We start from the raw sequence: 12,829 nt of genomic DNA, 5'->3' as shown, positions 1-12,829 counted from the left end.
CTATTAGTTTTGGTATGTTTTATAAAAAGACTATCTTTGCAGCATAGTATCAAAACAATAATACATAATTAATTCTTATAATGAAAAAGTTTAAATTGGTGGACAATACACTGGGATGGGTTGTATTTATTATTGCAGCATTCGTTTATTGCTCCACGATTGAACCGACAGCCAGTTTCTGGGACTGTCCTGAGTTTATTTCTACAGGGTATAAGATGGAAATAGGTCACCCACCTGGCGCACCATTCTTTATGCTTACAGCAAATCTATTTTCACATTTTGCAAGCGACCCTTCACAGGTTGCGCGAATGGTGAATACGATGAGTGCACTACTCAGTGCTACCTGTATAATGTTCTTGTTCTGGACTATCACACATCTAACACGTAAACTGATTCTGAATGACTGGAGCGAAATCACTACAGCCAAAACGATAGCAATAGAAGCATCTGGACTTGTTGGTGCTCTTATATATACATTCAGTGATACATTCTGGTTCAGCGCAGTAGAGGGTGAAGTTTATGCTTACTCTTCTGCGTTCACAGCAATAGTGTTCTGGCTTATTCTTAAATGGGAAGATCATGCCGACGAACCTCACAGTGACCGTTGGCTAATTCTCATAATGTATATGACCGGTCTATCTATCGGTGTACACTTGCTCAACCTGCTATGCGTACCAGCTATAGTGCTTGTTTTCTATTATAAGAAATTCCCTAATGCGAACCTTAAAGGTTCTCTTATAGCATTAGCTATTTCTATAGTTATATTAGCATCTGTACTTTACGGCATTGTGCCTGGAATTATAACAGTAGGCGGATGGTTCGAATTGTTCTTTGTAAACGTATTAGGTTGTCCATTCAACACCGGTGAGATAATATACATACTATTACTTATTGGCATCGTAATATGGGCTATATATGAGACTTATAAAGATAGCAGTAACAAACGCCAGAACATAGCATTCATACTCTCAGTGGGTATGTTAGGTATACCATTCTACGGCTTTGGCACATCATGCGTCATCATCGGTATCGTAATTCTTGCTGCACTATGGTTCTTATTAGGTCGCAAACGTAATCAGCAACCATTGATAAGTGCCCGTATCAAAAATACCGCACTCCTATGCATGTTGATGTTAATGGTAGGATATTCAAGTTATGCACTAATCGTTATCCGCTCTGCAGCCAATCCTCCTATGGATCAGAATTCTCCTGAGGATATATTCACATTAGGAAGTTACCTTAGTCGTGACCAATACGGAAGTCGACCATTACTATACGGACAGGCTTACACCTCACAGGTAGCCCTCACAAAAGACGGCGACATGTGTAAACCGGAAATGACAAAAGGCGCTCCCGTATATAACAGAAAAGAGAAATCATCAAAGGATGAAAAAGACTCTTACTTCGTAGTACGTACAGATGATCAATACAAATATGCGCAGAACATGATTTTCCCGCGTATGTACGACCAGTCGCACGCACAATCTTATGAAGACTGGATGGGTGGAGTTGACGGAACAGAAGAGCATTACGACCGTTGCGGTGAAGATGTTACTGTAAAGGTTCCTACACAAATTGAGAACATCCGCTTCTTCCTGTCGTATCAGTGTAACTTCATGTACTGGCGATATTTCATGTGGAACTTTGCCGGTCGTCAGAATGACTTGCAGGGCAATGGTGAACTAGAGCACGGTAACTGGATAACAGGTATACCGTTCTTCGACAACTGGCGCCTTGGTGACCAAAGCAAACTACCTGACGAACTACAACAGAACAAGGGACATAACGTATTCTATTGTATGCCTCTTATACTGGGTATTATAGGACTTTTCTGGCAAGCATACCGCGGGCAGCGCGGCATAAGACAGTTCTGGGTTGTGTTCTTCTTGTTCTTCATGACAGGTCTTGCTATTGTATTGTATCTTAACCAGACACCTATGCAGCCACGAGAACGAGACTACGCATATGCGGGATCATTCTATGCCTATGCAATATGGTGCGGTATAGGTGTGGCGGCTATAATAGATTTATTGAAAAAGTATAAACTGAAAGGAACAACCGTTGCGGCAATAGTAAGCATTTTATGTCTTCTTGTTCCTATCCAGATGGCATCACAGACATGGAACGATCACGATCGCAGCAATAGATACACTTGCCGTGACTTCGGTCAGAACTATCTGATGTCTCTACAGACTAAAAATAGCCCTATTATATTTACAAACGGAGATAATGACACATTCCCATTATGGTATAATCAGGATGTAGAAGGTGTACGAACAGATGCTCGCGTATGTAATTTGAGTTATTTGCAGACTGACTGGTACATAGACCAGATGAAACGCCCTGCATACAATTCACCATCTGTACCTATATCATGGCCAAGGCTGGATTATTGTGCTGGTACAAATGAGTACGTGGAAGTTCACCCTGAAGCTAAAAAGACAGTACTTGACTTCTATAAGCAAAATCCGGCACAGGCTAAAGCTACTTATGGTGACAATCCATTCGAATTGAAGAACGTTCTAAAGTATTGGGTAAGAAGCAAAAATGCTGACATGCATATTATTCCTACAGATACAGTGTATGTAACTATAGATAAAAATGCTGTTAGACGCAGTGGCATGATGATGGCTAGCGATACTATACCTGACAGAATGGTAATCTCTCTAAAAGGTAAGAATGCTCTTTATAAGGGAGACCTCATGATGCTTGAAATGATTGCTCAGTGTAATTGGACAAGGCCACTTTACGTAGCACTTACAGTAGGTCAGGAGAACTATATGAACCTTGGCGACAACTTCATACAAGAAGGACTCGTAAATCGTATTACTCCATTCACTACGAATGCAAATGGTGCGAAGAACTTTGATACTGAGAAAGTATATAATAACTTGATGCACAGATTCAAATTTGGAGACATTAATAGAAAAGGTATATACATAGACGAAACAGTTATGCGCATGTGCTTTACACACCGCCGCCTGTTTACTCAACTAGCTCTAGGACTTATCAACGAGAAGAAGTTTGCAAAAGCTGCACAAGTATTGGCATACTGCGACAAAATGATACCTTCTTATAACGTACCCGTAGACTATCAGTCCGGTTCAATAGACGAAGCTAAGGCTTATGCCGCATTAGGTAACAAAGCTAAATCTAAAGCGCTTTTCAATGCACTATGGACAAAGTCTCAACAATACCTTAACTGGTATACGTCTCTAAACGGTTCACGTTTTGAACAAGCACAGCAAGACTGTCTGTTACATTTCTACATCATGCAACAAATTGTACAATATGGACAACTTGTAGATAAAGGATGGGCCACTCAGAAACAAAACAATCTAAGTATGTTGCTTTCACGCTATCAAGCAAAAGGCGGGCGACTTCCAAAACAGCAATAAGACAGAGATGATAATAGAGCAACCTGCAATGTGGTTGCGCTGGTTATATCCCAGAGCGACTTGGAGAATGGACCGACACGAAAAGTCAGTATATCTGACTTTCGACGATGGTCCGATCCCCGAGTCGACTCCATTTATACTAAAAATACTTGCCGAATATAATGTTCATGCTACATTTTTCATGGTTGGCGACAATGTGAGGAAGCATCCTGAACTATACCGGGAAATTGTAGATGCCGGTCACAAAGTAGGCAATCATACATTCAACCATCTTGGGGGGCTGAAACATTCTATTAAGATGTACAGTTACAACACAGAAAAAGCGAATGCACTTATACACTCGCATCTATTTCGCCCTCCACACGGATGGATGCGTCATGACCAATACATATGGTTGGGTAGAAAATATAAAATAGTAATGTGGGATCTTGTTACGCGCGACTATAGTAAATGGATGACATCCGTTGGAATATTAAACAATGTAAAACGTTACACTAGAAACGGAAGTATCATAACTTTTCATGATTCACTTAAGAGTATTGACAAATTGCACTACGCATTGCCAGAGTCTATAAAGTGGTTAAAGCAGCAAGGATATGAATTCAAAACTTTCGAATAATACAATTTCCGAACGTTCGGAACTATCGCAAAAAATAAAAGCCGAGGCGTTAAGTCTCGGCTTTTCTGCTTGTGGAATAGCAAAAGCAGAACCTGTATCAGCAGATGTTGCGGATCATCTAAAAAAATGGTTGTATAACAAGTACAACGCTGATATGGACTACATGAACAATTATACAGACAAACGTCTTGACCCACGCCTTCTGATGGACCGACTGAAAAGTATTGTATGTGTAGCATTGAATTATTATCCACAAAAACGTATACCAGACAATGAATTACAATTTGCAGCCTACGCTTATGGCAATGACTACCACGACATTGTAAAATCCAAACTGAAATTACTAGCTAAAAAATTAGGAGTCACTAACTATAGAGCTTTCTGTGATAGCGCACCTGTATTGGAAAGATACTGGGCTGTACAATCAGGGATAGGTTGGACAGGGCGTAATCACCAACTTATTATACCAAAAGCAGGGAGTATGTTCTTCCTTGGAGAATTGTTTCTTGATATAGAACTAGATTACGATAAGCCACAAATAAATAGATGTGGAAAATGCAAAGCTTGTATAGAAGTATGCCCTACTCATGCTATTACTGCGGATAAAGAAATTGATGCTAATCTATGTTTATCATATCAGACAATTGAGAATCGTGGACCAATACCACAGAATATTACCACAGCCATGGGAGATACAATATATGGATGCGACAAATGCCAAAAGGTTTGCCCATGGAACAGATTTGCGGTGCCTACAAAAGAACCGGAACTGCAACCCAAAGAAGAACTTATGGCAATGACCAAAGACAAATGGTATAGTTTATCAGAAGATGACTATAAACGCCTTTTCAAAGGAAGTGCCGTAAAGAGAGTAAAATATACGGGATTAATGCGGAATATACAAGCTGTAAAAGATAAATAATTACAACGTTATCTCGCCACTGCCAAAGCAACGATGATGATTATCATCATATACTACACAAAACTGCCCAGGAGCAACACCTTGTATCAAATCTTCTGCATGCACCATATATGATCCCTCACCTGTTGGTTCTATTACAGCCTTATGATACTCAGGTGTATGACGTATCTTAAATGTAACATTCACCGGATTTTCGCCCCATTGTTTTTCTGTTAGAAAATGGAAATCATGTATTGGAAAATCTTTCTTATATGCAGTAAGTGGTTCATAACCTTTACTCACATATAATATATTACTACTTACATCCTTCTTTACAGCATACCATGGTCCACCTCCGAAACCAAGACCATGACGTTGCCCAATGGTATGAAACCACAGACCTTTATGCGTCCCTATCTTTTTACCGGTTTCAAGCTCCAATACATCACCTGGATTTTCACCAAGATACCTGCGTATATAGTCGTTATAATTTATCTTGCCCAAAAAACAAATACCCTGACTATCTTTCCGCTTAGCATTAATAAGATGTTCGCGCTCTGCTATTTGCCGAACCTCATCCTTAACATAATGACCTATTGGGAACAGAGCCTTATTCAACTGCCAATCGTATATCTGAGCAAGAAAATCAGTTTGGTCCTTTACAGGGTCAGGACTTGTTGTGAGCCATTTTTTACCATCTATAATTTCAGTTTGAGCATAATGACCTGTAGCAATCAAATCATATTCATGCCCCATTTTTTCATCAAAAGCGCCAAACTTGATTAAGCGGTTGCACATAACATCTGGATTTGGCGTAAATCCTGCACGCACTTTATCCATTGTATACTTAGTTACCTCGTTCCAATATTCGTGATGACAATCTATGACCTGTAATTTGCAACCGTACTTTGCAGCAACAGTTGTAGCCATCTCCAGATCCTCCTCAGAAGAACAGTCCCATTCTTCTTTTTCTTCCGGACCTATTTTAATATAAAAACAATCCGGATGCAAACCTTTACTGGCCAGTTCATAAACGACTACCGAACTGTCTACTCCTCCTGAGAGTAAAACAGCTATTCTCTTATCACAAATATTTTCAATCATGGGTGCAAAGATAGTGCAAATCAGAAACACTACAAAACAAAAGACACATAAAATATATTTGTCTTATCATATTTGGATTATAACAGACTAGTAGGCTTCTCTGTATTTACATTCATCTTTATCATGCAACATACTAAGATATGACTGATACCTGCTCTCTGAAATATAATGATCTTCCAAAGCTTTCAACACTGCGCATCCCGGCTCATGTGTATGTGTACAATTACTAAACTTACAACCTTTAGAAAATTCAAATATCTCTTTAAAATAGCTACAGACCTCCTCTGGTTCTATATCGAACGTACCAAAGCCCTTTATTCCGGGGGTGTCAATAACATAGCCGCCACCCTCTAAAGGTAACATTTCACTAAAAGTTGTAGTATGCATACCTGTGTTGTGAGCATCAGATATTTCTGAAGTGCGCAAATTAGCATCAGGTATAATAAGATTAATTAGCGTACTCTTCCCTACTCCGCTGTTGCCACTCAGAAGAGTTATTTTCCCATTCAGCATTGGACGCAGTTTTTCTATTCCATCGCCAGTAGCAGCCGAAACAGTAACACACTTGTATCCTATCTGAGTATACAGAGTACACATCATTTCCTGATAACGAAGTTCCTCGTCAGAATACACATCATTCTTGTTGAACACCAGAACTACAGGAACTCTGTAAGCCTCTGCCGAAGCCAGAAAACGGTCAATAAACGTAGTAGAAGTATGGGGATAGTTCACAGTAACTATCAGAAATGCCTGATCTACGTTAGCTGCGATGATATGACTCTGTTTAGAAAGATTCTGCGATTTACGTATAATATAGTTACGGCGATCATCAATTGCAGTGATGAACGCCGTACCTTCCTGATTCTCGATAATATCCACACGGTCACCCACAGCTACAGGATTTGTGCTACGGATACCTTTAAGGCGGAAATTACCTTTTATTTTACTCTCAATAGTTTTGTCATCATCAGTCTTGACGGTGTACCAACTACCTGTATTTTTTATTACAAGTCCTTTCACGCTCGTTATACGGTCATGATTTCCTTATTCTTATCAGCCAGCGTGGCGTCAAGCTTTTTCATAAACTTGTCGTGCAAATTCTGCAGTTCATCCTCGGCATCCTTTTCGTTATCCTCAGACAGACCGTCCTTAATTGCCTTTTTCAGTTTTTCCTTATAGTCAGCACGCACATTGCGTATTTCGACTTTAGCTTTTTCTGCTATTTTATTACACTGCTTTACCAGTTCCTTACGTCTTTCCTCTGTAGGTTGCGGTATACCAAGACGTATTATCTCTCCATTATTTTCTGGTGTAATACCTACATCAGAATCCATAATTGCTTTTTCTATATCTTTTATCTGCTTTTTATCCCACGGACGGATGGCAATAGTACGCGCATCAGGGGTGGAAATATTTGCTACTTGGTTTAGCGGAACTCTTGATCCGTAAGATTCCACTTTCACTCCATCGAGGATAGCCACGTTAGCACGCCCGGCACGGATATGAGACAGCTGGTCTTCAAAATACATAGCTGCCATCTCCATCTTCTCCTCACTTGCATTTAATGTTGCTTTTACGTCTATCATAGTTAATATTTTATATTCTGCTTACAAAATTAGGTATTAAATTCGGAATACACAATATTTTAATGATTTTTTTAATGTCAAGAATGTATTAGATAATGCATATACTCACAATAAATGAGTATCTTTGCACAGAATTTCACAAATAATAAAATACAAAATGGAAAAATTAATTATCAATTCTTACGATGATTTCGCATCACATCTAGGTCAGGAGCTCGGTACATCCGAATGGTTGCAGATTAACCAAGACCGCATCAATATGTTTGCAGACGCCACGCTTGATCACCAATGGATTCATGTAGATACTGCTAAAGCAAAAAAAGAAAGCCCTTACAAGAGTACAATTGCTCATGGTTACCTTACATTATCACTTTTGCCATATATGTGGGATCAGATAATCGAAGTAAGAAATTTAAAGATGCTTGTCAACTACGGTATGGACAAAATGCGTTTTGAGCAACCAGTAATTACGGACAGTCGTATTAGGTTAGTAACAAAACTTTATGCCATAGCTAATCTACGTGGCATATGTAAAAGCGAAATAGAATTTAAGATAGAGATAGAAGGTCAGCGTAAACCTGCTTTACAAGGCATAGCTTCTTTTCTATATTATTTTAACTAACATAAAAGAAGTTTGCTTTCAGCCGGCACTTAACCTGCTGGTTATCAACATGTTTGGCTGAAGGCAACTTTGATACGGATACAATTATTAGCTATCGCCCATAATTATATCCAAACAATTTTACAAGTTATCTTTAAACATCTATATTGTAATAATAATTAGTTATTACAATAAGATAATAAATACTTTGCATTAGTGGTCATTTTAATGTATAAAAGCAATTGTATCTTCTTCTAATAACAACTCTTTACAAACTTTCGACCTTGGTCAAACGATCATTCGACGTAGGTCGCACGATCGTTTGACCAAGGTCGAAAGTTATAAGAGGATCGTTTATACTATTTATTAGTTATGCATTTAGTAATGATTTGCATAGCTATTCTGGTTAATTTGTAGTAAATATTTTTCCACGGTCATTGATTTGCTGTTCAGAATTTAATTGTTATCATTAATCAGACATGCATATATTAAGTAAGCATGCACAAAGTATAAAAGTTGCCTTCAGTCGAACAGACTGAAAATCAGCATATTAAGTTGTGGCTGAAAGCAAAACGAAATTTTACTTACATATTATTATTAAGATTGTCCTCCCTAAAAATAAAACATAATATAAAGACATATTATATTTATCTAAATTTCATGGCATATTATAGTTTAATTTAAGACCTATTAGATTATGTAAATTGCTTGAAATTTTAGAATGTAAAAGTAGAAATTATACGCTTAATTTATTCAATAATGTGCAATCTGAACTTTGTCTTATACAATAACTTCTAGATTATCAAAAGTATAATTATCAAATTAATAATTTTGATTTAATGATAGAGAAACTTTCATAACAAATATTTGTGGAATTAGAAAGATATATGTAAATTTGTTCCATAAAATATCTTAACCATGAAAACTTTATTATTAGCAAAACGATATAATCGCATAATCACATGGAGTGTTGTTTTCATGCTATTATTTGTTTTCTTACAGATAATGGCTCAATACCATTTTTTCTATATGGAACAATGGCAGACATTCTTTTATGAATCATCTTTTATAAAGGGCGTGTTACTGCAACCTGGCGGATTTGCTTTTTTATCTGCAGACTTCCTTATTCAATTTTTCTGCATCCCATATTGTGGCGCACTCTTATTAGCCTTGGTTCTTTTAATAATAGCTTTTTTCACAGGCAAGATTATAGATAACATTATTCCAAATCTACATATCTCTTATTTGGGTATAATTCCGGCAATATCATTATTATTCATACAAATAACTAATGTGAATTATCATATGGCTGGAACTATTGCATTTATGTTTATGATATTAGCTCTATACTATTATACGCGAATTAAGTCATTAAAAGCTCAGATTGTTTATTGCATAATACTCTCTGTTGCATTATTTATATTAGCAGGTCCCATCGCTACTCTTTTTTCGATTAATGTTCTTTTATTTGGTTTATTCCGGACTACACGTCGTTCTTATTATTTCATATTGCCAATATTACTTGTCTGTATGATGGCTCAGATAAGTGCTCATCTTGGTTTTTCAGGCGATTATATTAATTTTATTTTGCAAGACTATTATTTTAATCAGTCAGGAAATGCTCCATCTTTTGCTTATCAGTCTTGGATAATTCTAATAATAATATTTACTATATGTCTTTTGTTCAGAAATAATAAAAGCCTTAACTCAAAAACCTTTAAAACAATTCAAATATTGCAGATTATATTAATCTTCGTTTTTGGTTGTTCAACTTACAAGCTGGTATATAGGCCAAAAGATGAGACTTTTAAACAATTTACATATTACCTTAGAATGCACAAATGGGATAATATTATACAGTTAAGTAATAATGTTGAGATGTCAAACTATATTTATCAGATATGTCTGAATATAGCTTTAGCAGAGAAAGGTGAATTGGCAGAACATTTACTCGACTATCATGAAGAAGGATTGGCTAGCATATACCTCTCAGATGAAATCACTAGTCCGACCGTAGCAATGATTGTAAGCGACGAATACTTCTCTATGGGATGTATTGCTATGTCCCAACGTTGGGCTTTCGAAGCTAATGAAAGTATGGATAATAATAGTACATACGCATTTCAAAGACTTGCTCAGACAAATATACTTTTTGGAGCATACAAAGTAGCCGATAAGTATTTATCAATTCTTGATAACACTTTATTCTATAGAAATTGGGCTGAGTCGCAACGTCAGTTTTTATATAACGACAAGGCTGTAGAAAAAGATGCTTTTATGGGATTAAAAAGAAAATGTATTTTTCCGGAGAACTGTTTCGGTGGACAATATGGGATAGATAATGATCTTAAACATATAATAGATCACAATCCAGAGCATAAAACGACTATACAGTATCTTGGTTCTATGTACATACTAATCAATGATATTGATAAATTTAATTCAATGATAAAGCGATATTATAGAACAAAAGCCTTACCATCATTGCCTAAATCATTTAAGTTGATAGTCGATAAATATAATATTAATAAAAAGGATTGTATTAATAATTAAAATAAGAAGGTCTGTCATCACGACAGACCTTTCCATTAACCTAATTTTCCTAATGTATGAACTTAAATTTATATAGTCATAATATAGGTCGAACTATTATTAGATAAAAAGGGTGCATTATTACAACACACCCTTTCTTTCTAATTTAATCAATACCCCACTTTAATATGTATTCATACATATTTATTTTAAATAAGAGTTATTTTAATACCCAGGGTTCTGGTCACAGAGTTTATTCTTTATTATCTCTTCTGAAGGTATAGGCATATCCATCTTACTATCTTGATAATCGAAAGTACGGTTTGACCAAGGTGTATTTGTCAAATCAGATTCGTTGCGTTTGGGATAGTTATGTTCAATATGATCAGCCATATAACCTGAACGTTGCATATCAGGACGTAAACACCATTCGCAGTTGAATTCTTTACGACGTTCCTCATTTACAGCTACCTTCCAAACTTCAGATGCAAATCCCTTTTTAGCCTTCAACGCTGTGTAGTAATCCTTAGCCGGAGTTACATTTACTAAAGTTGTATCAAAAGGAATAGGGTATGCAGTCGGGATTTTTGTATCAGCTTGGCCTTTATCAGCGTAGAATTTTATAGTAGATTGAATACCCGGCAGGTACTTAGCTTTCAATTCATCTGCATGGCCAACCTCAAGATTACCGAATGCACGGTTACGTAACTGATCAATCAAACCCCATGCAGTAGCATCATCACCTCCGTTGAGGATAAACAGACATTCAGCATAGTCAAGCATTACGTTAGGAAGACGTTTCCAATAAATCTGAGTTGGGCACCACGTATCTCCATCCCATCCTGCACGTGCATTACGCCAGAACTTTATACTCCAAATTGAAGGAGCATACTCACCATTATAGAAATGGAAGTTTAATGTCTTGCTATCAGCTGTTCCATTACCTACATTCTGCTGAGTATAAGGATTACGACCATAAGTCGGGCTTTGGGTGATACCTGGGAAATAGCTCTCATAATCTGCTGCATTATGAATTTTACCTGTACAGCAAGAACCGTCACGGCGCTTATCACCCTTTTCATAGCTTGAATACCATTCCCAAGAGAGGAATAATGATCCCCAGCCACCATTTTCAGGACATGCAGAATAGTATTTTGTAAACATGGTTGATGTGCGTTTAGAGTTATCATTTGTACCCCAATCAGACCCTGCATCAAGAACTTCTTCCCAAATAGCTTCCTTATCCCAAACTCCATTTACATCCCATAGAGTTGTAAAAGAACGGTTCAGCTGATATGGGCCTTTATCAAGAACTTGCTTATAAGCGGCAGCAGCTTTTGTGATTGATTCTTTCTGAGTTTCAGGACAACGATATGCCTTCCACATGTATGCATCGCCTAAGTATGTCAGAGCCATGCCTTTAGTGCAACGTCCGTATTGACTATTTAGAGGAGTCCAATCTAGCAATGGAACTGCAGCCTCAAGGTCAGCAATGATAAAGTCCCACATATCCTGATATGTCTTTGCACGTGCCTTCTGTGGAGTATTTTGATATGTTTCACCAGTAGCTAACATAGGAACACGCCCAAACGTTGTAGCCAACCAGTTATAGAAAAAAGCACGAGCTGCTCTACCTTCGCCTTCAAGAGTCGTTTTAACACTAGGAGTCAATTTATCAGCTGTCTCCAAACCGGCTAGGAAGTCGTTGGCACGTGAGATACCCATATAACACTGCTTCCAACCATCAAGTAACTCTTTGCTATCTGGACCCCATTTCTGGATGTTCCAGTTTTTATCCCAAGCAGTAGCTTGTGTATCCATTGTTGGATGGCAACCTGTAAATAAGTTTGGTTTGAAGCCCCAGTCTCCATCACCGTTACCATCTTCATCAGGTTGCATCAAATCATACACGCCATTCATACCAGATATAGCATTGGCATCAGTTTCGTACAGAATGTGACTTGGATCCTTATCGTACTGCGTAACATCCAAAAAATTGTCATTGTTACAAGAGGTAAATGCAAAAATAGCAAATGAACCTGCAACTATATATGCTTTATTTAAGTTTTTCATATTGTCTTTAATTAA

At 37.4% G+C, this 12,829-nt stretch carries 9 protein-coding genes; 5 read left to right on the top strand and 4 right to left on the bottom strand.

Going from position 1 to position 12,829, the window contains the following annotated elements; genetic code table 11:
- The first annotated feature begins 80 nt into the window (after nt 1–80).
- Genes XYLOR_RS00705 through queG form a run of 3 tightly spaced genes read left to right on the top strand, consistent with a single transcriptional unit; the run spans nt 81 to nt 4,939 of the window.
- Entirely contained in the window at nt 81–3,398 is a 3,318-nt protein-coding gene (locus XYLOR_RS00705; RefSeq protein WP_036876080.1) for a glycosyltransferase family 117 protein, read from the top strand.
- A gap of 7 nt (nt 3,399–3,405) precedes the next feature.
- Nucleotides 3,406–4,017 (top strand): polysaccharide deacetylase family protein, encoded by a 612-nt coding sequence (locus tag XYLOR_RS00700; protein ID WP_036876079.1) that lies wholly within the window; start codon nt 3,406–3,408, stop codon nt 4,015–4,017.
- Nucleotides 3,995–4,939, top strand: coding sequence for a tRNA epoxyqueuosine(34) reductase QueG (gene queG, locus XYLOR_RS00695; RefSeq protein WP_051508805.1), 945 nt, complete (start codon nt 3,995–3,997; stop codon nt 4,937–4,939). The genes XYLOR_RS00700 and queG overlap by 23 nt, the downstream gene beginning before the upstream one ends.
- On the opposite strand, the gene mnmA is transcribed toward queG, so the two are convergent.
- The 3 genes from mnmA to frr form a co-directional block, all read right to left on the bottom strand.
- Nucleotides 4,940–6,022, bottom strand: a complete 1,083-nt coding sequence (mnmA, locus tag XYLOR_RS00690; RefSeq protein WP_036876078.1) for a tRNA 2-thiouridine(34) synthase MnmA — start codon at nt 6,020–6,022, stop codon at nt 4,940–4,942.
- Between the two features lie 87 nt (nt 6,023–6,109).
- Nucleotides 6,110–7,042 (bottom strand): ribosome small subunit-dependent GTPase A, encoded by a 933-nt coding sequence (rsgA, locus tag XYLOR_RS00685; protein WP_036876077.1) that lies wholly within the window; start codon nt 7,040–7,042, stop codon nt 6,110–6,112.
- Between the two features lie 5 nt (nt 7,043–7,047).
- Nucleotides 7,048–7,608, bottom strand: a complete 561-nt coding sequence (frr, locus tag XYLOR_RS00680) for a ribosome recycling factor (protein WP_036876076.1) — start codon at nt 7,606–7,608, stop codon at nt 7,048–7,050.
- Nucleotides 7,609–7,765: 157 nt separating this feature from the next.
- On the opposite strand from frr, the gene XYLOR_RS00675 reads away from it, so the two are divergent.
- Nucleotides 7,766–8,230, top strand: coding sequence for a MaoC family dehydratase (locus tag XYLOR_RS00675; RefSeq protein WP_036876075.1), 465 nt, complete (start codon nt 7,766–7,768; stop codon nt 8,228–8,230).
- Between the two features lie 897 nt (nt 8,231–9,127).
- Entirely contained in the window at nt 9,128–10,762 is a 1,635-nt protein-coding gene (locus XYLOR_RS00670) for a DUF6057 family protein (RefSeq protein ID WP_036876074.1), read from the top strand.
- A gap of 204 nt (nt 10,763–10,966) precedes the next feature.
- Here the strand turns inward: XYLOR_RS00670 and XYLOR_RS00665 are convergent, their stop codons facing one another.
- Nucleotides 10,967–12,814, bottom strand: a complete 1,848-nt coding sequence (locus XYLOR_RS00665; protein WP_036876073.1) for a RagB/SusD family nutrient uptake outer membrane protein — start codon at nt 12,812–12,814, stop codon at nt 10,967–10,969.
- Nucleotides 12,815–12,829: the final 15 nt, after the last annotated feature.

This window comes from Xylanibacter oryzae DSM 17970, assembly GCF_000585355.1.
Taxonomy (GTDB): domain Bacteria; phylum Bacteroidota; class Bacteroidia; order Bacteroidales; family Bacteroidaceae; genus Prevotella; species Prevotella oryzae.
This window is presented reverse-complemented; position numbering and strand designations above follow the sequence as displayed.